Genomic DNA, 23,003 nt, shown 5'->3' on the forward strand with positions numbered 1-23,003 from the left:
ATCTCCGGCGCCCTTTTTCTTTGCGATCTGGACCGTGCTATTCGGCGGCCTCGGCCGCCGCCTCGGCCTCAAGCCGGGCCGCGCGCTCCTCGACCAGACCGACGATATGGTCGATCATCTGGTCATTGGTCATCTTGTGATCCTGCTTGCCCGCCAGATAGACCATGCCCGCGCCCGCGCCGCCACCGGTGAAGCCGATGTCGGTCATCAGCGCCTCGCCCGGGCCGTTCACCACGCAGCCGATGATCGAGAGGCTCATCGGTGTCTTGATGTGCTCAAGCCGCTGCTCCAGCGCCTCAACCGTCTTGATGACGTCGAAACCCTGACGCGCGCAGCTGGGGCAGGAAATGATCTGGACGCCGCGCGTGCGCAGGCCCAGCGACTTCAGGATCTCGAATCCGACCTTCACCTCTTCGACCGGATCGGCGGACAGGCTGACGCGAATCGTGTCGCCAATCCCCATCCACAGCAGGTTTCCAAGGCCGATGGCCGATTTGACCGTGCCCGACACCAGACCACCGGCCTCGGTGATGCCCAGATGGATCGGCGCATCCGTCGCCTCGGCCAGTTGCTGATAGGCGGCGGCGGCCAGGAACACGTCCGAGGCCTTCACGCTGATCTTGAATTCGTGGAAGTCGTTGTCCTGCAGCAGCTTGATGTGATCGAGCCCGGATTCCACCATCGCATCGGGGCAAGGCTCGCCATATTTCTCCAGCAGGTGCTTTTCCAGGCTGCCCGCGTTCACGCCGATGCGGATCGAACAGCCGTGGTCGCGCGCGGCCTTGATGACCTCGCGCACGCGGGCGGCGTCGCCGATATTGCCGGGGTTGATGCGCAGGCAGGCGGCGCCCGCCTCGGCGGCCTCGATGGCGCGTTTGTAATGGAAATGGATGTCAGCGACGATCGGCACCGGGCTTTCACGGCAGATCTCGCGCAGCGCCCGGGTCGAGGCCTCATCCGGGGTCGAAACCCGCACGATATCCGCGCCCACATCGGCCGCGCGGATGATCTGGTCCAGCGTCGCGCGCACGTCGCTGGTGTCGGTATTGGTCATCGTCTGGACGCTGATGGGGGCATCGCCGCCCACCGGGATGCGGCCCACCATGATCTGGCGCGACTTGCGCCGGTCGATGTTGCGCCAGGGTCGAATGGGGTTATGCGACATGGCCGCTGCCTTTTGCTGCGAGGGTCCGAAATCTGCCTGACAGATAGAACCTCACCCCGAAAGGGGCAAGCCATATGCCCCTTTTGACGGGCGATCTGCCGCAGGCGTGAACGCCCTCAGTCCTGCTGGGTCGCCAGCGGATCCTGAACCGCGCCCGGCTGGCGCAGATGCTGGGCCGAGGCCAGCGCGATCATCTCGGCCAGTTCCGGGTCCTTCGCTGGATCGGCGAAGGCATAGGCCGTGGTCAGCGAATTCGCCGAAAGCTCGACATTCTTCACGACCTTCGCACCCGGAGCCGCCGGACCATAGGTCTGGCCGTTGACGGCGAAATAGACCCCGCCCGAGTTGCCCGCGCGCAGGATTGGCGGGGCTTCCAGCTTCGGCAGGGCAAAACGCTCTCCCGCGTCCATGGTCTTTTCCAGAAGCACCGTGCCATCGGCCGAGGTGACGCGGACCCAGGCCGGGCGAACGGCCAGAATCTCGACCTCGGGGGCATCGGGGGCGACAGTGCGGACAGCCGCCTGCTCGGCCGGGATGCCCGGGCCCATGGCAACCTCAAGGTTCGGCGCGGCGGGGACCATACCCGCAGCAACGCTCTGCGCGACATTCATGCCATCTGGCGTGGCCGGGTTTTGCGCCTGAACCACGGCGGTCGCAGCAGCGCCCGGCGCGGCGGAATTCGTCAGGCCGGGGTCGATGGCGGCGATGGGGCCATCGCGCGCGATCAGCACCGGCACCTCAAGTGCCTGCGGGCGATAGGTGCGGTCAATGCCTTCGGGGCGCGGCAGGTTGATCTGCGCGGTCTCGACCGTTTCAGGCTCGGCGGCCTCTTGCACCGGATCCAGCGAGGCGACGACGCCCGGCGTCTGTTCGCCCGGGGTCAGGCTGACCTTCTGAACCTCTTGCAGGACGGTCCAGCCGCCATAGCCCAGACCGCAGGCCAGCATCACCATGACCAGCACCGAGCCGATGGCCCGAGGCTCGATCGAAGACCAGAAGCTTTCCTGCTTGGGAAGGAAGATGGCATGGGGGTTGGCCAGCGCCTCGACCGGGTCGGAGGGGCGACGCTGCGGCTTCGGCCCCGAGGCAGCAGGCGCCATGCCATGCGTCGGCTGGAAGCCCGATTCCTGACAGAAGCGGCGGAAGGTCCAGTCCGAATCCATCCCCAGATAACGGGCATAGGAGCGCACATAGCCGGCAATGAAACTGGGCGTGTCGAAAGCCGAAATATCGGCATTCTCGATGGCGGCAACATAAGAGGCACGGATGCGCAATTCGCGCTGAACGTCCAGCAACGACTTGCCCATGGTTGCGCGCTCGCCCCGCATGAGGTCGCCCAACCGGAAATCCGGATCGTCAAACCCCGGAGGAAGCCCCGTAGGCTCATCCTGCGGTTGCGCCGGGGTATTTCCCCTCAGCCCGATCATAGTGCCTGCCCCATACCTAACTGCGAGTCCCCGAATCGGAAGACTCGCACAAGCTCTTTAATCTTAGGTTATCACGCCTGCGAGAGCGTTAAACCCAGAAACTTGTTATGCGACGCAGGTATGCCGGTTCAACTTGCATTGTGACCACAGGTCATCCATCGCGTGAACCAATTGATCGATCTGCTTCGGATCATGCACCGGAGAGGGCGTGAACCGCAGGCGTTCCGTACCGCGCGGTACAGTCGGGAAGTTGATCGGCTGCACATAGATGCCGAACTCTGCCAGCAGCATATCCGACAGCGCCTTGCAGTGAACCGGATGGCCGACATGGACCGGCACGATATGGCTGCCGTGGTCGATGATCGGCATGCCCAGACCGCGCAGGCGCATCTTCAGGATGCGCGCGTGCAGTTGCTGCTTGTCGCGCAGCTCCTGCCCGTCCGAGGTTTTCAGGAAGGCGATGGCCGCAGCCGCACCCGCCGCCACCGAAGGCGGGATCGAAGTGGTGAAGATGAAGCCCGGCGCATAGGAACGGATCGCGTCCATCATCTTGGCCGTACCGGCGATATAGCCGCCGAACACGCCGAAAGCCTTGCCCAGCGTGCCGTTGAAAATGTCGATGCGCCCCGTCAGGCCGTCACGTTCGGCCACGCCACCGCCGCGCGGGCCGTACATGCCGACCGCGTGCACCTCATCCAGATAGGTCAGGGCGTTGAATTCATCGGCCAGATCGCAGATCGCCTCGATGGGGCCGAAATCGCCGTCCATCGAATAGATCGATTCGAAGGCGATCAGCTTCGGCGCGGCAGGGTCGTCCGCCGCCAGAAGCTCACGCAGGTGCTGGATGTCATTGTGGCGGAAGATCCGCTTCGGGCCGTCGAACCGCTTGATCCCCTCGATCATCGAGGCGTGGTTCAGCTGGTCGGAATAGATGATGAGGCCGGGGAACAGCTTGCGCAGCGTTGAAAGCGTTGCGTCATTGGCGTTATAGGCGCTGGAGAAGACCAGCGCGGCCTCCTGCCCATGCAGATCCGCCAGCTCGACCTCAAGCCGCTTGTGATAGACCGTGGTCCCCGAGATGTTGCGCGTCCCGCCCGAGCCCGCGCCGGTCGCGTCCAGCGCCTCATGCATCGCCTTCAGGACGACGGGATGCTGGCCCATGCCAAGGTAGTCGTTGCCGCACCAGACGGTGATCTCGGTCTCGGAGCCATCGGGACGAGTCCAGATCGCCTGAGGGTAAGCCCCTTTCCGACGCTCGATATCGATGAAGGTGCGGTAACGCCCTTCTTCATGGAGCTTGCCAATAGCCTGATCCAGGGCGGCTGAGTAGTCCATGGCTGATCCCTTGCCTTGCTTGTATTCGCTCGCTTGGAGGATCATGGTCAGATCCCGCGGGTCTATCTTCATTACGGGTCGTGGCACAAAAAAGACAGTGTTAAAATGTCGCATCCCGACCAAGGGTGCATGCGTTTTATCCGACGAATTCAATCAGAAAAGGATGAGAACAAGATGGCGGAACTGGACAAGGTGCTTGCGCAGCTGGACGCGAACCTGCCGCAGGCGCTGGACAGGCTCATGGAGTTCTTGCGTATTCCCTCGGTCTCGACCGATCCCGCGCATAAGGGGGACGTGCGGCAGGCGGCGGTCTGGCTGTGCGATCAGTTGCAGGAACTGGGCTTTGACGCCTCGATCCGCGACACCGAGGGGCATCCGATGATCGTGGCGCATTCCGCACCCGGCGGCAGCCGCCCGATCCTGTTCTATGGCCATTACGACGTCCAGCCGGTTGATCCGCTGGAGCTGTGGAACACGCCCCCGTTCGAGCCCCGGATCGAGGACACGCCCGACGGCCAGGTGATCCGCGCGCGCGGCGCGTCCGATGACAAAGGCCAGCTGATGACCTTTGTCGAAACTTTCCGCGCCTGGCGCGACGTCCATGGCGCGCTGCCGCCCGGTCTGGTCCTACTGTTCGAGGGCGAGGAGGAATCCGGCTCTCCCAGCCTGCGGCCGTTCCTGCATGAGAACGCCGAAGAGCTGAAGGCCAGCATCGCGATGATCTGCGACACCAGCATGTATGCGGATGGCCGCCCAGCCATCACCACGCAGCTGCGGGGCCTGGTGGGCGAGGAAATCACCCTGCGCGCCGCTGACCGCGACCTGCATTCTGGCAGCTTCGGCGGGCTGGCCGCGAACCCCATCCAGGTGCTGGTGAACGCGCTTTCATCGATCAAGGATGCCGATGGCCGCGTCACCCTGCCCGGCTTCTATGATGGCGTCGAAGACCTGACGAATGAGCTGCGCGCCGATTGGGAGGACCTGCGCTTTGACGCGGCAGAGTTCCTGTCGCGCGTGGGCCTTGGCCAGCCCATCGGCGAACGCGGCCGCACCGCGCTGGAGATGGTCTGGAACCGCCCGACCTTCGAGATCAACGGCATCACCGGCGGCTATACCGGCGACGGCTTCAAGACCGTGCTGCCCGGAGAGGCGCGCGCCAAGGTCAGCTTCCGCCTGACCGGCACCCAGAACCCCGAGCGCATTCGTGACGCCTTCCGCGCCCATATCGAAAGCCATGTGCCCGCCGATTGCTCGGTCAGCTTCGCCTCGCATGGGGCAAGCCCGGCCAGCCGCATGGACATCAGCGACCCGGCCTTCGCGGCGGCGAAAGCCGCGCTCGGGGCGGAATGGGGGCGTGAGGCGGCCTATATCGGCGCGGGTGGCTCGATCCCGATTGCGGGGGATTTCAAGGAAATCCTCGGCATGGATTCGATGCTGATCGGCTTTGCCAAGGATGACGACCGCATCCATTCGCCGAACGAGAAATACAATGTCGAAAGCTTCTCGAAAGGCATGCACAGCTGGGCGCGCATCCTTGACGCGCTGAGCTGACAGCCGATACGGCAATGAAAAAGGGCGCCCGAGGGCGCCCTTTTTTGAACTCTGGCAGGCAATCAGGCCGCGCGGGCGATCAGAACCGATTCCACCTTCTTTTGCGCACCGGCCTCATCCAGACCGCCAACCGCCGCCACTTCGCGGGTCAGGCGATCCAGCGCGGCTTCATACAGCTGACGCTCGGAATAGGACTGCTCGCGCTGGTCGTCGCTGCGATGCAGGTCGCGGACAACCTCGGCAATCGACATCAGATCGCCGGAATGGATCTTCTGCTCATATTCCTGCGCACGGCGCGACCACATCGCGCGCTTCACGCGGGCCTTGCCCTTCAGCGTCTCAAGCGCACGGTCGACCAGATCGGGCGAGGACAGGCCACGCATGCCGATTTCGCTGGCGCGGGCGGTGGGCACGCGAAGGGTCATCTTGTCCTTCTCGAACGAGATCACGAACATTTCGAGGCGCAGCCCGGCGACCTCTTGCTCTTCGATCGAAACGATGCGACCCACGCCATGCGTGGGGTAAACGACGAAATCATCAGGACGGAACTCGGACTTCTTGGCTTTCGACATCGGGCTTCCTTCTCAGTAACGCCATTTGACCGGCGCAAACGGCCCTAAGGAGAGACCACCCCTCCTTGGACCTGAATTTTGGTTCATGACACCTTGACCCGGCAGAAGGTCAAAGGACGAAGCAGCTCCTCTCTCGCACAGCGAGAACAGCGCGCCGACAAGGCGCGCGAACAATCATGACAGGAATGTATCACAAAAAAGGGCTTCGCGAAAGCTTCTCGCGGCGGTGCAGCACAAGCGCCGGACAGCATGTTTTATTCATTCAAAACATGGCTTTGAGAAAATCATGCCTGCCCGCACCCGGCATGACAGACCGAATCAGTGCTTTCGCAGCAAGGTTGCACCAGGCCGCAAAACAGCAAAAAGCGCGCCGGAGAACAGGGCGCGCCTTAGCACTTTCCAGCCAGCGATCAATCGCCTTCGCCGGGCGCTTCCGAGAAGTATTTCTCAAGCTTGCCGGGCTGGCCGTCCATTTCCTCATAGCCGGGCATCGGGTCTTTCTTGCGGGTGATCACCGGCCAGGATTCCGAATATTTCCGGTTGAACTCGACCCATTTGTCCATATCCGGCTCGGTATCCGGGCGGATGGCATCGGCGGGGCATTCGGGTTCACAGACGCCGCAGTCGATGCATTCATCGGGGTGAATGACCAACGTGTTCTCACCCTCATAGAAACAGTCGACGGGACACACCTCCACGCAGTCGGTGTATTTGCACATGATGCAGTTTTCGGTGACAACATAAGTCATGGCGCGCGTTCCTGTTTCCTGTGGCGCTAGATACGCCCGGCGGCCATCGGGTTTCAAGTCCGCTAAAGGATGAAAAAACGCCGCATGGCGGCAAGGGGCGTTCGGGGAACGGGGTCCCTCACGCAGCCAGCCCGGTGGAATTCTGTTCGCCTAGCCGTCCAGCTCATCATAAAGCAGCGCCGCTTCGCTGGCCGGTCCGCGCCGCTCGCCCATTGCCCGGACGCGCAGAACCCGCACCCGGCCATGCGCCGAGACGGTAACGGTGTCGCCTTCGCGCACGACATGGGCAGGTTTGCGGCAGGGGTTGCCGTTCAGCCGCACCCCGCCCGAGGAGATCGCCTCGGCCGCGATGGTGCGGGTCTTGAACAGGCGGGCATGATGCAGCCAGCGGTCAAGCCGCAGGCTGTCATCGGTGCTGGTATCGCTCACTTGTTCTTGAGCGCGGCCAGAACAGCGAAGGGGCTGTCCGGGTCGATCTTGGCTTCCTTGCGGGGCGGACGCGCCTCGAAGGTCTTGCCGCCCTCGTTGCGGGGCTTGCCCTTGTGCTTGTTGCCGCCCTTGGGGCCACGTTCGGGACGATCGCCGCGTTCACCACGGTTTTCGTTGCGCTTCTGGCCATCGGCCTTCTGCCCCTCACCCCGAGACCCGTCGGAACGCTGGCCACCCTGGCCCTCGCGACGGTCGCGGCGCGGGCCACGTTCGCCCTGCCCCTGACCCTGGCCTTGGCCCTGATCGTTGCGCTGAGGACGGCGGTTGGCGCGCGGGCGCGGTGCCCAGGTGAAGGTATAGAACACCTCGACCTCGGGGGTGCCGTCGCCACCTTCGGCTTCGGCATTCTCACCGGCTTCGGCTTCCTCGGCCTTGCGGGCGGCCTGCTCGGCCTCCCACTTGGCGCGGGTTTCGGCGACCAGCACGCTTTCCTCTTCGGTCAGCGGGTTCTCGCTTTCCTGCGCCTCTGGCTCTAGCCCGGTCGCGGCGACGGCCTTGACCTTCGGACGCTCGCCGCGCTCGGCCTTGTAGCCCAGCCCCTGCATCAGGCCCGAGAATTGCTCCAGCGTCATGCCGGTGATCGACAGCATGTCGGGCGTCGCCTCGAAACCGCCACGGCTGTCCTGCGGACGCAGCATGTCGGCCAGCCGCTCCAGCATGTCGATGCGGATCGCGCGGTCGCCCGCCGGGTGATAGCCCGAGAGCGTGTAATAGCCCTTCGGCACATCGGGCAGGTTCGGAATGGTGACCAGACCCGGAGGCGGGCTTTCGGGGAATTCGCTCTGCCCCTGATCCAGACCCCACAGCACCAGCCGCAACCGCGTGGGCGCGGGCTTCAAGAGCGCGGGCTGGAAGATGGTGAACTGGCCGAAACGGACGCCATGCTTGCGCAACAGGCCGCGCGAATCCTGATCCAGATCCTTGACCTCAGTCGCGACATTCTCGCGCGGCAGGACGCCAAGCGCCTCGACCAGGCGGAAGGCAAAGCCCCGCGCCAGACCGGTCAGCGTCTCATCGTTCTTCAGGGTCAGCAGCGGCTCGAAGGCGGTCGCGACCTTGCGGTCGATGAAATGCTGCAGCCTGCGGCGCACCTTCTCGACGATCTCGGGTCCGGCTTCTTCATCGACGAAAGGCTCGACAGCGGGCTTCAGGACATCGCCGCCCTTGACCAGCTTGCCCACCGCGGACGAGCCCCACATGAGGCCCCCCTGCTCGGTGAAGTCCAGTTCGGTATCCGGAGCGTTGTAGAACCGGTCGGCCCGCAGATGGAATTCGGGACGCAGCGCCTCATAGGCTGCGCGCGACAGCATGCGCGCCTCGTCCCCGGTTGCATTCGGATCGGTGTGAAAGCGGAAACCTTCAAGACGGCCGGCGAATTCGCCTTCGACCGTCACCTCACCCTTGTCGTTCACCTCGGCCAAAAGGCTCTCCTTCTGTTTGAGCCGGCGCAAGAGCACGGATGTGCGCCGGTCCACGAATCTTTGAGTCAGCGCCGCGTGCAAGGCATCTGACAACCGATCTTCTACAGCGCGAGTCTCGGCGCGCCAATGGGATTCGTCCCCGACCCAACCAGAACGCTGCGCGACATAGGTCCACGTCCGGATATAGGCGAGGCGTTTGGACAGCGCGTCGATGTCGCCCTGTGTCTTGTCAATACGTTGGATCTGTCCTGCCAGCCAGTCCGAAGGCACGCCACCGTCCTGCAGAAAGCCCAGGATGCGTGCCAGCAGGCTGGAATGCTCGGCCGGAGAAATCGAGCGGAAATCCGGGATGCGGCAGACATCCCACAGCAGCCGGATGTCCTTGGGGTGGGTCACGCGGTCGCGGATCTCGGGCATTTCTCGCAGCGTCTTCAGCGCGCGCAGGTCATCGGCCTCGCGCCCGCGCCCCAGCCAGGCGCTGTCGGGCGAGACCTCGAGGCTTTGCTGCAACCGGTCGATGGTGCCGAACTCCAGCGAGGAATTGCGCCACATCAGCCGCGAGATGGGGGCGAAACGATGGTTCTCGATGGCCTCGATCAGCCCTTCGTCCAGAGGGCTCGCGTCGCCGGTCACGCCGAAAGTGCCGGGTTCGGTATGGCGGCCAGCGCGTCCGGCGATCTGGCCCAGCTCATGCGGGAACAGCGAGCGGAAGCGGCGGCCGTCGAATTTCTCGGTGGCCGAGAAGGCCACATGCCGGATGTCGAGGTTCAGCCCCATGCCGATGGCGTCGGTGGCGACCAGATAGTCGACCTCGCCATTCTGATACATGGCGACCTGCGCATTGCGGGTGCGCGGGCTTAGCGCCCCCATGACGACCGCGCAGCCGCCCTTCTGGCGGCGGATCAGCTCGGCCGTGGCATAGACCTCATCGACGGAAAAGCAGACGATGGCCGAGCGTGGCGGCATCCGGCTGATCTTCTTGGACCCGGACCATGTGAGGGTCGAAAAGCGCTCGCGCCGCAGGAACTGCGCGTTCGGGACCAGCGCGGCGATTGCCGGGCGCATGGTGTCGCTGCCCAGAAACAGGGTTTCGTGCAGACCCCGCGCATGCAAAAGCCGGTCGGTAAAGACATGGCCGCGCTCGGGGTCGGCGCAAAGCTGGATCTCATCGACGGCCAGAAAATCGGCCCCGACCTCGGGCATGGCCTCGGTGGTGGCGACCCAATATTGGGTGCGGTCCGGGACGATGCGCTCTTCGCCGGTGATCAGCGCCACGACCGAGGGGCCGCGCGCCTTCACGATGCGGTCATAGACCTCGCGCGCCAGCAGCCGCAACGGCAGGCCGATGACGCCGGTCCGATGGGCCAGCATCCGCTCGATCGCGTAATGCGTCTTGCCGGTATTGGTCGGCCCCAGCACGGCCGTAACCCGAGATTTGTCTTGCATTTAGGCGTCCGTGCCCTGGGTCTTCTGTTGCAGCCGCGTCACGCCGTCCTGCGCGTCCTGCTGATGCGGATGGATCTTCAGGCTGGCGCGATAGGCCTCGAGGGCGCGCTGATCTTCTCCGACCTCTTCCAGCATGACGGCCAGTTGCGTCAGCGCGGGGAAATAGCGCGGCTCCAGCTGAAGGGCGCGGGCCAGATCGGCCATGGCCGGGCCGAAATCGCCGTCCAGATAGAAGGCCACCGCGCGCAGATGCCAGCCGCTGGCGAAATCGGGGGCGTGATCGGTCAGCGCCGTCAGATGGCCGATGGCTGTCGGCAGGTCCCCGGCGTCAAGCGCCGCCTCGCCCCGCTTGTAAAGCAGGTCCATTGCCGCCGAGCCTGACCGCGACCAGACCCGCAGGATATCGGATTCCGCCCGTGCCCAGCCCTCGCCGCCCTCTTGCGCCAGTTCAGCAAAGAGCATGTCTAGATCCTCGGCGTCGCGGACGCGCGCCTCAGCGGTGGGCTCGGTCGGGGCTGCAGGCTCGGGCTCAGGCGTCACGGCCTCACCCTCTCCTTCGCCCTCGGGGCCGGGGAACGGCAGGTCGGGCATCAGGTCCGAAGACGGCGGATCGGGCAGGTTTTTCGGGATCGCGGGCACGGCCGGAACCATGGGCTCGGGCGACTGCGCCTGCACGAAACCCGCCCCCGCAAGCCAGATCACCAGGCTTGCCGTCACGGCAGAATGGAAATGAGGGGCTGGCAAACGCATATCGGCTATGTAACTTCTCGCAAAACCATATTCCAGCGAAAGCCACAGGAGAACTGAGATGAGCAAGGTTGTCGAGGGCGCCGTCGCCGCATTGAACGAAAAAGCCAAAGGCTTCGATGGGGTTGCCAAATTCGTCATCGAAGGCGAAGGCGCCATCATGATCGACGAAAACGGTGCCCGCGCGGGTGACGATGACGCAGATGTGACCCTGACGGCCAGCCGCGAGACCTTCGAAGGCATTCTCAGCGGCGACGTGAACCCGACCACCGCCTTCATGACCGGCAAGCTTTCGGTCGACGGCTCGATGGCGGCCGCGATGAAACTGGGCGCGATCCTGTCCTGATCCCTCGATGACGCCAGCCCCCTACAACAGCCTGCCCGGAGACAAGCTGCCCTCGGCGCGCGCCTTCTGGCTGCGGACCGAGGATGGGGTCAGGCTGCGGGCGGGCCATTGGCAGGCCGAGCCGCGAATCGGAACGGTCCTGCTGTTCAACGGCCGGACCGAATTCCTTGAGAAATACGAAGAGGTCGCGACCGATCTGAACAGCGCGGGCTATGACGTGCTGTCGCTGGACTGGCGCGGGCAAGGCCTGTCGGACCGGCTGCTGAAGGACCCGCGCCCCAGCCATGTGGCGCGGTTCGCGGATTACCAGCGCGATGTGGTTGAACTGATCATCGCCGCACAAGAGCTGAACCTGCCCAAGCCCTGGCACCTGCTGGCCCATTCCATGGGCGGCGCGCTTGGTCTGGCGGCGCTGGCCGACGGGCTGCCGGTCGCGACCGCCGTCTTCACCGCGCCGATGTGGGGGATCAACCTGCACGGACTGCCCCTTTGGGCGGCCAAGGCGCTGGCGAAGGGGGCCGACAGACTGGGCTTCGGGGCCCATCCCGCGATCCTCTCGGGCGGCTATGAATGCTTCATCCTGAAGGAAAACTATACCGCCAATCCGCTGACGCAGGACGGGTTGCGCTGGTGCCGCCTGCTGGCCCAGACCGTGCAATGGCCCGAGATCGCCCTGGGCGGCGCGACCTATCACTGGGTCGGCGAGGCGCTTGAGGAATGCGCGCGCCTGATCGACCTGCCCGCGCCCGAGGTGCCAACTCTGGTCGCCTTCAGTCCGACCGACCCGATCATCTCTCCCGCCGCGATCCGGGCGCGCGTGGCCTCATGGCCCGGTGCCGAGGTGATGGAGCTGGAAGGTTGCCGGCACGAGCCGATGATCGAGCGCAACCTCTGGCGCACCCCGTTTCTTGAGGCCGCGGTGGCACATTTCGACAAGGCAATTCCTGCGGCGACTTGAAGCCGGACGCTTCTGGCGACATGTCTGTCTGAAATGAAAGGACCGACGATGACGCTGCCAGCGATTCTCCGCCAGTTTCCCCGTGACGAAAATGCCCCTGCCGCCGCCCAGATCGCCGTCGATCTGGGGCAGTTGCCGGATTGGGACCTGACCGATCTTTACCCCGCGCCCGATGCCGAAGAGCTGACCCGCGATCTGGCCCGTCTTGAGGAAGCCTGCGCCGCCTTCGCCAAGGATTACGAAGGCCATCTGATCAAGCTCAAGCCCGCCGACATGCTGGCCTGCATCGAGCGCTATCAGGAAATCGACATTCTGGCCGGTCGCATCATGTCCTATGCGGGCCTGCGCTATTACCAGAACACCACCGATGGCGCGCGCGCCAAATTCATGGGCGATCTGCAGGACCGCATCACCGGCTTCACCACGCCGCTGGTCTTCTTCAGCCTGGAATTCAACCGCATCCCCGACGACATCTACACCGAGGTCTTCACCGCCGAAGGTGGCCCGGCGCGCTACAAGCCGGTCTTCGACCGCATGCGCGCCATGCGCCCGCACCAGCTTTCGGACGAGCTTGAGCGTTTCCTGCACGACAACTCGGTCGTCGGTGCCGCCGCCTGGAACCGGCTTTTCGATGAAACCACCGCTGGCCTGACCTTCGAGGTCGATGGCGAGACGCTGGGCATCGAGGCCACGCTGAACCTGCTGACCGACCATGACCGCGCCCGGCGCGAGGCGGGCGCGAAGGCGCTGGCCGAGGTTTTCCAACGCAACATCAAGATCTTCTCGCGTGTTCATAATACGCTCGCCAAGGAAAAGGCGATCGAGGACAAGTGGCGCAAGATGCCCACGCCGCAATATGCGCGTCACCTGTCGAACGATGTCGAACCCGAGGTGGTCGAGGCGCTGCGCAATGCCGTCACCGCCGCCTATCCGCGCCTCTCGCATCGCTATTACCGCCTGAAGGCGAAATGGCTGGGCCTCGACAAGTTGCAGGTCTGGGACCGCAACGCCCCCCTGCCAACCGAGACGCCCCGGCTGATCAACTGGGACGAGGCGCGGGCGACCGTGCTGGATGCCTATGCCGGTTTCGCGCCCGAGATGGCCGATCTGGCGCAGCCCTTCTTCGACAAGGGCTGGATCGACGCGGGCGTGAAGCCCGGCAAGGCGCCCGGTGCCTTCGCCCATCCGACCGTCAGCACCGTGCATCCCTATGTGCTGCTGAACTATCTGGGCAAGCCGCGCGACGTGATGACGCTGGCGCATGAGCTGGGCCACGGCGTCCACCAGCGCCTGGCCGCCGGACAGGGCGAGTTGCTGTCGGCAACGCCGCTGACGCTGGCCGAGACCGCCTCGGTCTTTGGCGAGATGCTGACCTTCCGCGCGCTTCTGGACAAGACGACCGACCCCGTGCAGCGCAAGGCCCTGCTCGCGGGCAAGGTCGAGGATATGATCAACACGGTCGTGCGCCAGATCGCCTTCTATGACTTCGAGGTGAAGCTGCATGACGCCCGTGCGCAAGGCGAGCTGACGCCCGAAGACATCAACGCCCTGTGGATGTCCGTGCAGGGCGAGTCGCTGGGCGATGCCTTCGAATTCATGCCCGGCTATGAGACCTTCTGGACCTATGTACCCCATTTCGTGCACTCGCCCTTCTACGTCTATGCCTATGCCTTCGGCGACGGGCTGGTGAACGCGCTTTACGCCGCCTATCAGGACGGGCTGCCGGATTTCCAGGCGAAGTATTTCGACATGCTGAAGGCGGGCGGCTCGAAGCACCACAAGGAGTTGCTGGCCCCCTTCGGCCTTGACGCCTCGGACCCGGCCTTCTGGGACAAGGGTCTGTCGATGATCGAAGGTTTCATCGACGAACTTGAAGCGATGGAGAAATGATCCGGCTTCAGCCCATCGGCCACAAGGATCGGGACCGCGTGAACCATATCGCGGTCCTGCCCGAGCAAGAGCCGTTCTGCGGCTCGATTGCCCAGCATTTCGATGATCCTCGGCCGAATTTCGACTTTCACGTCGTGCTGCGCGACGACCAGCCGGTCGGTTTCTTCAAGATCGACCGGGACTATCGCGCGGAATATCCCTTCGCCCTGCCCGATGAACTGGGCCTGCGCGGCGTGATGATTGACCGGCGCGAACAGGGCAAGGGCACGGGCAAGGCCGCGATGGCCGCGCTTTTGCCCTATCTGTCGCAGCAGTATCCGCAGGCCTCCAGCGTCGCGCTGACGGTGAATGAGGTCAATCCGCTGGCCCGCGCGGTCTATCTGGCCGCAGGTTTCATCGACACGGGCGAGATGTTCCACGGCGGCCGCATCAGCGCCCAGCACATCATGCGGCTGGCCTTGAAAGGCTGAAGCCTTGCGATCCCCCTCGCATGGCCTATCCTTGCGCCGGAAACGCGCGTGGAGGCATGATGTTCAAGCGGATCATTCTGGGATTGCTGATGCTTGTGCTTCTGGCCGCAGCCGCCTTTTTCACCTTCGCCCCGGCCTATGTCGAGCGTGGGCTGAACCCGATCACCGCTGATCAGGACGCCTGGCCTGTCTCGGACCGGGCGCGCGAGTTGCACAAAACGCTGGTCATCGGCGATTGGCACGCGGATTCGCTGCTCTGGGATCGCAACCTCTTGAAACGCGCGGATCGCGGCCAGACCGACATCCCGCGCCTGATTGAGGGTAATGTCGCCGTTCAGGTATTCACCACGGTGACCAAAAGCCCGCGCGGTCAGAACTACGACCAGAACAGCACCGACGCGCCCGACAATATCACGCCCCTGTTCATGGGCCAGCTGCGCCCGATCAAAAGCTGGTTCAGCCTGCGCGAACGCGCGCTGGTGCAGGCCCGCGACCTTGAGCGCATGGCCGCCCACGCGCCAGAGACGCTGCAGATCATCCGCTCGGCCGAGGATCTTCGGGCCTTGCTGGAGGCGCGCGCCACCGGGGCCAAACGGCTGGGCGCGATCGTTGGCACCGAGGGCGGGCATCCGCTGGAGGGGGATCTCGCGAACCTCGACGTGCTTTACGACGCGGGGTTCCGGCTGATCGGCCTGACGCATTTCTTCGACAATGAGCTGGGCGGCAGCCTGCACGGTCAGGGCGGCGAAGGCTCGGGCCTGACCGAATTCGGGCGGCAGGTCATCGACGGCATGATGCAGCGCCGCATGATCATCGACCTTGCCCATGCCGGGCCGCAGACCGTGCGCGACGTGCTGGCGATCGAGGGCGCGCGGCCGATCCTGTCGCACACCGGCATTCAGGGCCAATGCAACACCCATCGCAACCTGCCCGACGATCTGGTCAAGGCCATCGTCGCCAAGGGGGGCGTCGTCGGGATCGGCTACTGGTCGGACGTCGTCTGCGGCGACAGCCCGGCAGCCATCGCCGCCGCGATCAAGGCCGCCATCGCGCTGGTGGGCGAAGATGGCGTGTCGCTGGGCTCGGATTATGACGGCTCGGTCGGCGTGCCGTTTGACGCGGCGCATCTGGTGGTACTGACACAGGCGCTGATCGACGCGGGCCTCAGCGATCAGCAGATCGCCAAGGTCATGGGCGGCAACATGATGCGTTATCTGTCGGAAACCCTCTAGCCCTTGCGGTTGGGCGGCCCTAACCTGCCCCTGAACGGGCAGGAGGGACGCATGCTGAAGCTCTATGGGGTCACGCGCTCACGCGCATCGCGGATCGTGTGGCTTTGCCACGAACTGGGGCTGCCCTTCGATCAGGTGCCGGTGATCCAGGCCTACCGCCTGCCCGACCCCGAGGCAGCGGACGCCCCGCTCAACACCCGCTCGCCCGAGTTTCTGGCGGTCTCGCCCGCCGGTGCGATCCCGGTCATCGACGATGCCGGGCTGATCCTCAGCGAATCGCTGGCCTGCACGCTGCATCTGGCGCAAAAGCACGGCGGCCCCCTTGCCCCGACCAACGCCGCCGAGCAGGCGCGGATGATGGAATGGTCCTTCTTCGCCAACAGCTGGATCGAGCCCGACGCGCTGACCATCCTGTTCCTGCATCGCAAGGGCCAGCAGCAAAGCGGCGCCGATCAGGCCGCCGTCGCCAATGCCGCCGAGCGTCTGATCCGCCCCCTGCGCGTCCTTGAGGGGCATCTGAGCGAGCGCCACTATCTGATCGCGGATCGCTTCACCGTGGCCGACCTGAACCTGGCCGAGGTGCTGCGCTACGCGCAGGGCTATGGCGAGCTGATGGAGCAGTTCCCCTCGGTCATGGCCTGGCTGAACGACTGCCAGCAGCGCCCCGCCTTCCAGCGCATGTGGGCCGAACGGCTGGCCGAGCCGGAATAGCAAGACACAATCCCTTGCGGAATCGGGTCAAGGCGGCCCCTGCCCCTTGCCCCCAACCCGGCGGGCATGAGATAGTCCCGCGCCAGAAGAACAAGAGCAGGACCGATGGCCGACGATCTTTTCCCCGCCTCCAATACGGCATCCGACAGCTATTCCGCCGCGTCCATCGAAGTGCTCGAGGGGCTGGAACCCGTTCGCAAACGCCCCGGCATGTACATCGGCGGCACGGATGAGCGCGCGCTGCACCATCTGGTCGCGGAAATCCTCGACAACTCGATGGACGAGGCCGTCGCCGGTCACGCCAACCGCATCGAGGTCGAGCTTCTGGCCGATTACAGCGTCGTCGTGCGCGACAACGGTCGCGGCATCCCCATCGACCCGCACCCGAAATTCTCCGGCAAATCCGCGCTGGAGGTGATCCTTTGCACCCTGCACGCGGGCGGCAAGTTCACCGAGGGCGCCTATCAGACCTCGGGCGGTCTGCATGGCGTGGGGGCCTCGGTCGTGAACGCGCTCTCCGACCTGATGGTCGTGCAGGTCGCGCGCAACAAGGAATTGTTCGAGCAGCGCTTCTCGCGCGGGATCCCGCAGGGCCCGGTCGAAAAAATCGGCGCGGCCCCGAACCGGCGCGGCACCACGGTGATTTTCCACGCCGACGAACAGATCTTCCACGCCCATCGCTTCAAGCCCGCGCGGCTGCTGAAGATGGTGAAATCCAAGGCCTATCTGTTCTCGGGCGTCGAAATCCGCTGGAAATCCGAGATCGACGACGGCGAAACGCCGATGGAAGCCAGCTTCCATTTCCCCGGCGGTCTGGCCGATTACCTGACCGAGGTTCTGGGCAAATCCTCGACCTATGCCGAGCGGCCCTTCGCGGGCAGCGTTGACTTCAAGGAAAAGTTCAACACGCCCGGCAAGGTCGATTGGGCGATCAACTGGACCCCGTCGCGCGACGGCTTCATCCAAAGCTATTGTAACACCGTCCCCACCCCCGAGGGCGGTACGCATGAGGCCGGGTTCTGGTCCGCGATCCTGAAGGGCGTGCGCGGCTATGGCGAGCTGATCAACAACAAGAAAGCCGCGAATATCACGCGCGAGGACCTGCTGACGGGCGGCTGCGCGCTGGTCAGCTGCTTCATCCGCGAGCCGGAATTCGTGGGCCAAACGAAGGACCGCCTTGCGACCGTCGAGGCGACGCGCCTTGTCGAAGGTGCGGTCCGCGACCACTTCGACAACTGGCTGGCGGCGGATACGAAATCGGCGGGCGCGATCCTCGACTTCCTGATCCTGCGCGCCGAGGAACGCCTGCGCCGCAAGCAGGAAAAGGAAACCGCCCGCAAGACCGCAACCAAGAAGCTGCGCCTGCCCGGCAAGCTGGTCGATTGCTCGGCCACCAACCGCGAAGGCACGGAGCTGTTCATCGTCGAGGGTGACTCGGCCGGTGGCAGCGCCAAGATGGCACGCGAACGTCAGACGCAGGCCCTACTGCCCCTTCGCGGCAAGATCCTGAACGTGCTGGGCGCGGCCTCCTCGAAGCTGGGTCAGAACCAGGAAATCAACGACCTCTGTCAGGCGCTTGGCGTGGGCATGGGCTCTCGTTTCAATGTCGACGATCTGCGCTATGACAAGGTCATCATCATGACCGACGCCGACGTCGATGGCGCGCATATCGCCTCGCTGCTGATGACCTTCTTCTTCACGCAGATGCGCCCGATGATCGACAAGGGGCACCTTTATCTCGCCTGCCCGCCCCTTTACCGCCTGACGCAGGGCGCGCATCGCATCTATGTGGCCGATGACGCGGAAAAGGAAATGTGGCTGGCGAAGGGCATCGGCGGCAAGGGCAAGATCGACGTCCAGCGCTTCAAGGGTCTGGGCGAGATGGACGCCAAGGACCTGAAAGACACGACGATGAACCCCAAGACGCGCAAGCTGATCCGGGTCTCGATCGATGAGGATGAGGGCGGCGAAACCGGCGATCTGGTCGAGCGGCTGATGGGCAAGAAGCCCGAGCTGCGCTTCCAGTATATTCAGGAAAACGCGCAATTTGCCGATGCGGAAGGGCTGGATGTCTGATCGCGAGGCCCGCGGACCCCGATCCTCGCTGCGCCTGACCGAAGACCATGTCCGCCGCGCCACCCGCATGGTCGAGGGGCCGCGTCACAAGGACGGCTGGCACCTGCTGGAGGATGAAGACCTTGACCTGTTGGCCGAGAAGCTGACGCAGGACCGGCCGCGCCCGATCCCGATCTTCGCCTATGGCTCGCTGATCTGGAACCCGGGGTTTTCGGTCACCGCGCGCACCCGCGCCCGCGCCATCGGCTGGCATCGGCAGTTCAGCATCGACATGGACCATTTCCGCGGCTCGCCCGAGCAGCCGGGCCTGATGCTGGCGCTGGCCTCGGGCGGCAGTTGCGAAGGGCTGATCCTTGAGATCACGCCGGGGACCGAGACCGAGTCCCTGCGCGCCATCTTGCGGCGTGAACTGGTCGCGCATGAACTGGCCGCCAATGCCCGCTGGATCACCGTCGAGACCGCCGAGGGCCCAAGCGAGGCCCTGACCTTCTACGCCGACCCGGTCGATCTGGTGCTGGCGCATCTCTCGACGCAGGAGCAGGCGCTGCGTCTGGCACGCGCGAACGGCGTCGCAGGCTCTTGCGCCGAATATCTGCTGCGCACCGCCCAAGGGCTTGAGGCCGAGGGCATTCACGACGCCTATATCTGGGAATTGCAGGACCTCGTCGCCGAGGAAATCAACCGCTTGCCGGAGTAGCCCCATGTCCGCCGCCACCTCGATCCTGATCTATGTACTGGCCGCTTTGGCCGAGATCGCCGGTTGCTTCGCCTTCTGGGCCTGGGTGCGACTGGATCGCTCGGCCTGGTGGCTTTTGCCGGGAATGGTCGCGCTGGCGCTGTTTGCCTGGCTGCTGACGAAGGTGGATGCCGAATTCGCAGGCCGAGCTTATGCGGCTTACGGCGGGATTTATATCATTTTCTCGATTGGCTGGCTGATGTGGGCGGAAGGGCAAAGCCCGTCCCGTTGGGATTTGGTGGGGGCGGGACTGTGTTTGGCGGGGGCGGTGGTGATTTTGATAGGTGGCAATAGATAGCTATCATGAACCATCCTTGCAGCGCACACATCGGATAAAACTATGTCCAAGAAAAAATCTTTCGGGCAGTGCTTATTAACCGGCGAAACCAATAAATTAGTTGACTGCCATATAATACCAAAGGCGCTCACATTCATTAATCGAAGCGGCGAAAAGATTTACCAAACTACCACCGGTCGAGGTTTCTCGAAAAAATGGAATAGCTGGTACGATCGCTCCATCGTCACAAGGAAGGGAGAAGACATTCTCGCTTCCATCGACGGTTCTGCGATAAACATTCTTCGAAGAGAACGCCTTGTTAGATCCGGTTGGAAGAACGACCCTCCTAGATTTTTACCCTATGGCAATGCAAAATTCGGCTCCAGAGTTCGGTTCTTCAATATTCCCGACGTTGCAGATTTACACAGATTCCTAGTAAGTGTCGCATGGAGAGCGGCTGTCTCCAATCTGCCAGACATGAGCGAAGTTCAGCTTTCTGACGATGTTGTCGAGAAACTGAAAGACTGCACTCTCAACCACTCAAGAAGCAGCTACGCCCAGTTCCCAACTATACTCATTCAATTCTATGGCGACATGCATGATCACAATTTTACGCCACTAGTTTTGACCAGGGAAGTTGAACTAAACCCAGATCACGTTTCCCCACCGTACGTACGATTATACTTCGATGGGCTTGTTGCGCAGATGTATCTCGACTCGATCCCACCCGAAAGAATGGGGGAAGTGACCATAAAAGAAACCGGGAATTTTGCTGCAATATGCAAACCATATTCTGGCTCATTTCAAGAGTATAATTTTTACGAATCCATAAAATTAAGCTTTAAAAATAGTGGCATTCCACCAGAGCGATACGTCTAAAACCGCATCCCCACCGAAAACTCCGCCCCATCGGTGCCGATCCCGAAACTCGCGGCACCGAAGGAAAAGCCGATCAGCGCGCCGGTCCAGACCTGCTGGGAGGTGTGTTCACCTGCATGAATGCGGCTCCAGCCGGTCAGGCCGGCGGCGCTATAGGCGGCAAGCCCCGCCTCGGGTTGGTCCTTGAAACACTTCCCCGCCAGATCCGAAGCACCGAAGAAGGCCGCCGCCGTGTGCCCCGAGGGGAAGCCCTTCCCCTCACCCGAGGGGCGGCGCGAGATCGGCTGACCGTCGAAGAACTCTTTCATGCCCCAGACCAGCGCCGCCTGCAGGACGCCGCGCACGGCGAAATCCTCGAGCCGGTCCTGCTTGTTGGCGCAGACGGCGGCCGCCAGCGGCAGGCCGTATTTCATCGCCGTGCCGAACTCTTCGAACGGATCGGCGGCGGCGGGCAGCGCGGCACCAAGCGCGCAGCAGATGGCAATGGCTCTCATCCCTCTCTCCCCTCGCGTTTCAGCCATGCTCTCCCAACCGGATCACCCTGTCCATCCGCGAGGCCAAATCGAGGTTATGCGTGGCGATCAGCGCCGACAGTCCGGTCTCGCGCACCAGCGTCATCAGCACGTCAAAGACCTTGTCCGAGGTCTCGGGGTCGAGGTTGCCGGTCGGCTCATCGGCCAGCAGCAGGGCGGGCTGGTTCGCGAGTGCGCGGCAGAAGGCGACGCGCTGCTGCTCTCCGCCCGAGAGTTCGGCGGGGCGGTGACTGTCGCGGTGCGACAGCCCCACGCGGCCCAGCAGGTCCTGCGCGCGCGCCTGCGCCGCCGATTGCGACACGCCATTTGCCAGCTGCGGCAGGATGATGTTTTCGGCAGCGGTGAATTCGGGCAGCAGATGGTGGAACTGATAGACAAAGCCCAGCTCCTGCCGCCGCGCCTCGGTCCGGGGGCCGTCGCCAAGGCCAGTCATGTCGCGCCCGTTCAGGATCACGCGGCCCTCGTCGGGGGTGTCCAGCAGCCCCGCGATATGCAGAAGCGTCGACTTGCCCGCGCCCGAGGGGGCGACCAGCGCCACCACCTCGGCCTTGCCGACGCCGAGGCTCAGGCCCTTCAGGACCGGAACCGGAGCCGCGCTGTCCTTGCCATAGGTCTTGGAAATCGCGTCGAGATGCAGGACCTCATTCATAGCGCAGCGCCTCTACCGGGTTCATGCGGGCCGCGCGGCGGGCCGGGAAAATGGTGACGATGAAGGACAGAAACAGCGAGAGGCCAATCGCCTTGGCCAGATCGACCGCGCGCAGTTTCGCCGGAAGCTCATAGATGCCGCGCACCGCCGGATCCCAGGCATTGCCGCCCGAGAGCATGTTCACCGCCGACATCACATGGTCGACATTCAGCGCGAACACGACGCCCAGAATGACCCCGGCAATCGTGCCGATGATGCCGGTGAAGGCGCCACACAGAAAAAAGACCCGCAGGATCGAGCCCTGAGTCAGCCCCATCGTGCGCAGGATGCCGATGTCGCGCCCCTTGTTCTTGACCAGCATGATCAGCCCCGAGGTGATGTTCATCGAGGCGATCAGCACCAGAATGGACAGGATGATGAACATGACGTCATCCTCCATATCCAGCGCATTCAGGAAGGAACTGGAAGCATCGCGCCAAGTCCAGACCTGCGCCCGATCGCCTGCAGCCTGCAGCAGATCCAGCGTCCAGTCGTCGACCTTCTCGGGGTCCTTGACGAAGACCTGCACCTCATCAGCGACGCCTTCGCGGTTGAAATAGGACTGCGCCTCGGCCAGCGGCATATAGACGCGCGTGCGGTCGATGTCATAGCGCCCGGCGGTGAAGATATAGACCACCTCATAGACCGAAACGCGAGGCGTCGTCCCCGCAGGCGTCTTGGCCCCCTCGGGCGCGATCAGCCGCAGCTTGTCGCCAATGCCCACGCCCAGTTCCCGCGCGATGCCCGAGCCGATGGCGATGCCATGGTCGAAATTCGAAAGATCCCCGGCCGAGGTTTCGGGATCGGTGATCCGGGGCATGGCCGCCAGCGCATCGGCGGTCACGCCATAGACCTCGGCCACGTTCGAGCGGTCGCCCATGGCCGCCATGACCTGCCCGCGCACCACGGGGAAGGCATGCGTCACGCCCGGGATCGCGGCGATGCGCGCGGCGACGTCCTCATAATTCTCGACACGGCCGGGGACGGTGTAGGTTTCCTCAGTCAGGTCGTTATAGACGTGCGTCGGCGCATAATAGACGGTGCTATGGGCGTTCGCGCCCAGGATGGTGTCGACAAATTCGGCCCGGAAGCCTGCTCGCACGGCCAGCGTCGCGATCAGCGCCATGACGCCCAGCGTGATGCCGATCAGGCTGATCCAAGTCATCGTGCTGACCCCGCCCTCGGCCTTGCGGGCGCGCAGATAGCGCCAGGCGATCATGAATTCGAAGTGGGAGAAGGGGCGTGTCGCAGCCATGGCAAGCCTTTCCTGAACCGCAGTCTGCTTGGCGTGACGCGCCCAAAAAC

General features: G+C 63.9%; 22 protein-coding genes. 11 read left to right on the forward strand and 11 right to left on the reverse strand.

Features of this window, described 5'->3' with window-relative positions:
• Positions 1-37 precede the first annotated feature (37 nt).
• The 3 genes from ispG to hemA form a co-directional block, all read right to left on the reverse strand.
• Complete coding sequence (gene ispG / locus IQ24_RS02720) at positions 38-1,165, reverse strand: flavodoxin-dependent (E)-4-hydroxy-3-methylbut-2-enyl-diphosphate synthase (RefSeq protein WP_145396191.1); 1,128 nt, start codon at positions 1,163-1,165, stop codon at positions 38-40.
• Between the two features lie 116 nt (positions 1,166-1,281).
• Complete coding sequence (locus tag IQ24_RS02725; RefSeq protein ID WP_145396192.1) at positions 1,282-2,592, reverse strand: helix-turn-helix domain-containing protein; 1,311 nt, start codon at positions 2,590-2,592, stop codon at positions 1,282-1,284.
• 105 nt (positions 2,593-2,697) lie between these two features.
• Positions 2,698-3,927 carry a 5-aminolevulinate synthase gene (hemA, locus tag IQ24_RS02730; protein WP_145396193.1) on the reverse strand — a complete coding sequence of 410 codons (1,230 nt, stop codon included), beginning with the start codon at positions 3,925-3,927 and terminating at the stop codon, positions 2,698-2,700.
• A 174-nt stretch (positions 3,928-4,101) separates the two neighbouring features.
• Here hemA and IQ24_RS02735 point away from each other — a divergent pair, with 174 nt between their 5' ends.
• Entirely contained in the window at positions 4,102-5,478 is a 1,377-nt protein-coding gene (locus tag IQ24_RS02735) for a dipeptidase (protein ID WP_145396194.1), read from the forward strand.
• A gap of 62 nt (positions 5,479-5,540) precedes the next feature.
• On the opposite strand, the gene IQ24_RS02740 is transcribed toward IQ24_RS02735, so the two are convergent.
• The 5 genes from IQ24_RS02740 to IQ24_RS20355 form a co-directional block, all read right to left on the reverse strand.
• Positions 5,541-6,050 carry a CarD family transcriptional regulator gene (locus IQ24_RS02740; RefSeq protein WP_145396195.1) on the reverse strand — a complete coding sequence of 170 codons (510 nt, stop codon included), beginning with the start codon at positions 6,048-6,050 and terminating at the stop codon, positions 5,541-5,543.
• Positions 6,051-6,460: 410 nt separating this feature from the next.
• A complete protein-coding gene (gene fdxA, locus IQ24_RS02745; RefSeq protein ID WP_145396196.1) occupies positions 6,461-6,799 on the reverse strand; it encodes a ferredoxin FdxA in 339 nt (112 codons plus the stop codon).
• Positions 6,800-6,949: 150 nt separating this feature from the next.
• Positions 6,950-7,228 carry an RNA-binding S4 domain-containing protein gene (locus IQ24_RS02750; RefSeq protein WP_145396197.1) on the reverse strand — a complete coding sequence of 93 codons (279 nt, stop codon included), beginning with the start codon at positions 7,226-7,228 and terminating at the stop codon, positions 6,950-6,952.
• A complete protein-coding gene (locus IQ24_RS02755) occupies positions 7,225-10,155 on the reverse strand; it encodes a helicase-related protein (protein WP_145396198.1) in 2,931 nt (976 codons plus the stop codon). Before IQ24_RS02755 ends, IQ24_RS02750 begins: the two co-directional genes overlap by 4 nt.
• Complete coding sequence (locus IQ24_RS20355) at positions 10,156-10,857, reverse strand: tetratricopeptide repeat protein (protein ID WP_338419449.1); 702 nt, start codon at positions 10,855-10,857, stop codon at positions 10,156-10,158.
• Between the two features lie 106 nt (positions 10,858-10,963).
• Here IQ24_RS20355 and IQ24_RS02765 point away from each other — a divergent pair, with 106 nt between their 5' ends.
• From IQ24_RS02765 to IQ24_RS02810, 10 genes are all read left to right on the forward strand, one after another.
• On the forward strand, positions 10,964-11,248 hold the full coding sequence (locus tag IQ24_RS02765; protein ID WP_145396199.1) for an SCP2 sterol-binding domain-containing protein: 285 nt from the start codon (positions 10,964-10,966) through the stop codon (positions 11,246-11,248).
• A 7-nt stretch (positions 11,249-11,255) separates the two neighbouring features.
• Complete coding sequence (locus IQ24_RS02770; protein ID WP_145396201.1) at positions 11,256-12,206, forward strand: alpha/beta fold hydrolase; 951 nt, start codon at positions 11,256-11,258, stop codon at positions 12,204-12,206.
• A gap of 48 nt (positions 12,207-12,254) precedes the next feature.
• Positions 12,255-14,096 carry a M3 family oligoendopeptidase gene (locus tag IQ24_RS02775; RefSeq protein WP_145396202.1) on the forward strand — a complete coding sequence of 614 codons (1,842 nt, stop codon included), beginning with the start codon at positions 12,255-12,257 and terminating at the stop codon, positions 14,094-14,096.
• Positions 14,093-14,566, forward strand: a complete 474-nt coding sequence (locus IQ24_RS02780) for a GNAT family N-acetyltransferase (RefSeq protein ID WP_145396203.1) — start codon at positions 14,093-14,095, stop codon at positions 14,564-14,566. Before IQ24_RS02775 ends, IQ24_RS02780 begins: the two co-directional genes overlap by 4 nt.
• A gap of 59 nt (positions 14,567-14,625) precedes the next feature.
• Positions 14,626-15,798 carry a dipeptidase gene (locus IQ24_RS02785; protein ID WP_422386255.1) on the forward strand — a complete coding sequence of 391 codons (1,173 nt, stop codon included), beginning with the start codon at positions 14,626-14,628 and terminating at the stop codon, positions 15,796-15,798.
• Between the two features lie 51 nt (positions 15,799-15,849).
• Positions 15,850-16,509, forward strand: a complete 660-nt coding sequence (locus IQ24_RS02790) for a glutathione S-transferase family protein (RefSeq protein ID WP_145396204.1) — start codon at positions 15,850-15,852, stop codon at positions 16,507-16,509.
• Positions 16,510-16,614: 105 nt separating this feature from the next.
• Entirely contained in the window at positions 16,615-18,585 is a 1,971-nt protein-coding gene (gene parE, locus IQ24_RS02795) for a DNA topoisomerase IV subunit B (protein WP_145396205.1), read from the forward strand.
• Positions 18,578-19,282, forward strand: coding sequence for a gamma-glutamylcyclotransferase (locus tag IQ24_RS02800; protein ID WP_158637472.1), 705 nt, complete (start codon positions 18,578-18,580; stop codon positions 19,280-19,282). Before parE ends, IQ24_RS02800 begins: the two co-directional genes overlap by 8 nt.
• 4 nt (positions 19,283-19,286) lie before the next feature.
• Complete coding sequence (locus tag IQ24_RS02805) at positions 19,287-19,619, forward strand: YnfA family protein (protein ID WP_145396209.1); 333 nt, start codon at positions 19,287-19,289, stop codon at positions 19,617-19,619.
• Between the two features lie 42 nt (positions 19,620-19,661).
• Positions 19,662-20,477 carry a hypothetical protein gene (locus tag IQ24_RS02810; protein ID WP_145396211.1) on the forward strand — a complete coding sequence of 272 codons (816 nt, stop codon included), beginning with the start codon at positions 19,662-19,664 and terminating at the stop codon, positions 20,475-20,477.
• On the opposite strand, the gene IQ24_RS02815 is transcribed toward IQ24_RS02810, so the two are convergent.
• The 3 genes from IQ24_RS02815 to IQ24_RS02825 are packed head-to-tail and all read right to left on the reverse strand — an operon-like array spanning position 20,474 to position 22,953.
• A complete protein-coding gene (locus IQ24_RS02815) occupies positions 20,474-20,971 on the reverse strand; it encodes a phosphatase PAP2 family protein (RefSeq protein ID WP_145396212.1) in 498 nt (165 codons plus the stop codon). The genes IQ24_RS02810 and IQ24_RS02815 overlap by 4 nt on opposite strands.
• 19 nt (positions 20,972-20,990) lie before the next feature.
• A complete protein-coding gene (locus IQ24_RS02820) occupies positions 20,991-21,659 on the reverse strand; it encodes an ABC transporter ATP-binding protein (protein WP_145396214.1) in 669 nt (222 codons plus the stop codon).
• Positions 21,652-22,953: a lipoprotein-releasing ABC transporter permease subunit gene (locus tag IQ24_RS02825; RefSeq protein WP_145396215.1), complete on the reverse strand. Its 1,302-nt coding sequence runs from the start codon at positions 22,951-22,953 to the stop codon at positions 21,652-21,654. The genes IQ24_RS02820 and IQ24_RS02825 overlap by 8 nt, the downstream gene beginning before the upstream one ends.
• Between the last annotated feature and the right edge of the window lie 50 nt (positions 22,954-23,003).

This window comes from Paracoccus sulfuroxidans (assembly GCF_007830335.1).
Lineage (GTDB): Bacteria > Pseudomonadota > Alphaproteobacteria > Rhodobacterales > Rhodobacteraceae > Paracoccus > Paracoccus sulfuroxidans.

Coding starts and splice junctions, on each gene's coding strand:
- IQ24_RS02790 (WP_145396204.1), top strand. CDS start 15,850: ATGCTGAAGCTCTATGGGGTCACGCGCTCACGCGCATCGCGGATCGTG.
- IQ24_RS02765 (WP_145396199.1), top strand. CDS start 10,964: ATGAGCAAGGTTGTCGAGGGCGCCGTCGCCGCATTGAACGAAAAAGCC.
- parE (WP_145396205.1), top strand. CDS start 16,615: ATGGCCGACGATCTTTTCCCCGCCTCCAATACGGCATCCGACAGCTAT.
- IQ24_RS02755 (WP_145396198.1), bottom strand. CDS start 10,155: ATGCAAGACAAATCTCGGGTTACGGCCGTGCTGGGGCCGACCAATACC.
- IQ24_RS02810 (WP_145396211.1), top strand. CDS start 19,662: ATGTCCAAGAAAAAATCTTTCGGGCAGTGCTTATTAACCGGCGAAACC.
- IQ24_RS02825 (WP_145396215.1), bottom strand. CDS start 22,953: ATGGCTGCGACACGCCCCTTCTCCCACTTCGAATTCATGATCGCCTGG.
- fdxA (WP_145396196.1), bottom strand. CDS start 6,799: ATGACTTATGTTGTCACCGAAAACTGCATCATGTGCAAATACACCGAC.
- IQ24_RS02805 (WP_145396209.1), top strand. CDS start 19,287: ATGTCCGCCGCCACCTCGATCCTGATCTATGTACTGGCCGCTTTGGCC.
- IQ24_RS02770 (WP_145396201.1), top strand. CDS start 11,256: ATGACGCCAGCCCCCTACAACAGCCTGCCCGGAGACAAGCTGCCCTCG.
- IQ24_RS02740 (WP_145396195.1), bottom strand. CDS start 6,050: ATGTCGAAAGCCAAGAAGTCCGAGTTCCGTCCTGATGATTTCGTCGTT.
- IQ24_RS02820 (WP_145396214.1), bottom strand. CDS start 21,659: ATGAATGAGGTCCTGCATCTCGACGCGATTTCCAAGACCTATGGCAAG.
- IQ24_RS02800 (WP_158637472.1), top strand. CDS start 18,578: ATGTCTGATCGCGAGGCCCGCGGACCCCGATCCTCGCTGCGCCTGACC.
- IQ24_RS02725 (WP_145396192.1), bottom strand. CDS start 2,592: ATGATCGGGCTGAGGGGAAATACCCCGGCGCAACCGCAGGATGAGCCT.
- IQ24_RS02815 (WP_145396212.1), bottom strand. CDS start 20,971: ATGAGAGCCATTGCCATCTGCTGCGCGCTTGGTGCCGCGCTGCCCGCC.
- IQ24_RS02780 (WP_145396203.1), top strand. CDS start 14,093: ATGATCCGGCTTCAGCCCATCGGCCACAAGGATCGGGACCGCGTGAAC.
- hemA (WP_145396193.1), bottom strand. CDS start 3,927: ATGGACTACTCAGCCGCCCTGGATCAGGCTATTGGCAAGCTCCATGAA.
- IQ24_RS02785 (WP_422386255.1), top strand. CDS start 14,626: ATGTTCAAGCGGATCATTCTGGGATTGCTGATGCTTGTGCTTCTGGCC.
- IQ24_RS02775 (WP_145396202.1), top strand. CDS start 12,255: ATGACGCTGCCAGCGATTCTCCGCCAGTTTCCCCGTGACGAAAATGCC.
- IQ24_RS02735 (WP_145396194.1), top strand. CDS start 4,102: ATGGCGGAACTGGACAAGGTGCTTGCGCAGCTGGACGCGAACCTGCCG.
- ispG (WP_145396191.1), bottom strand. CDS start 1,165: ATGTCGCATAACCCCATTCGACCCTGGCGCAACATCGACCGGCGCAAG.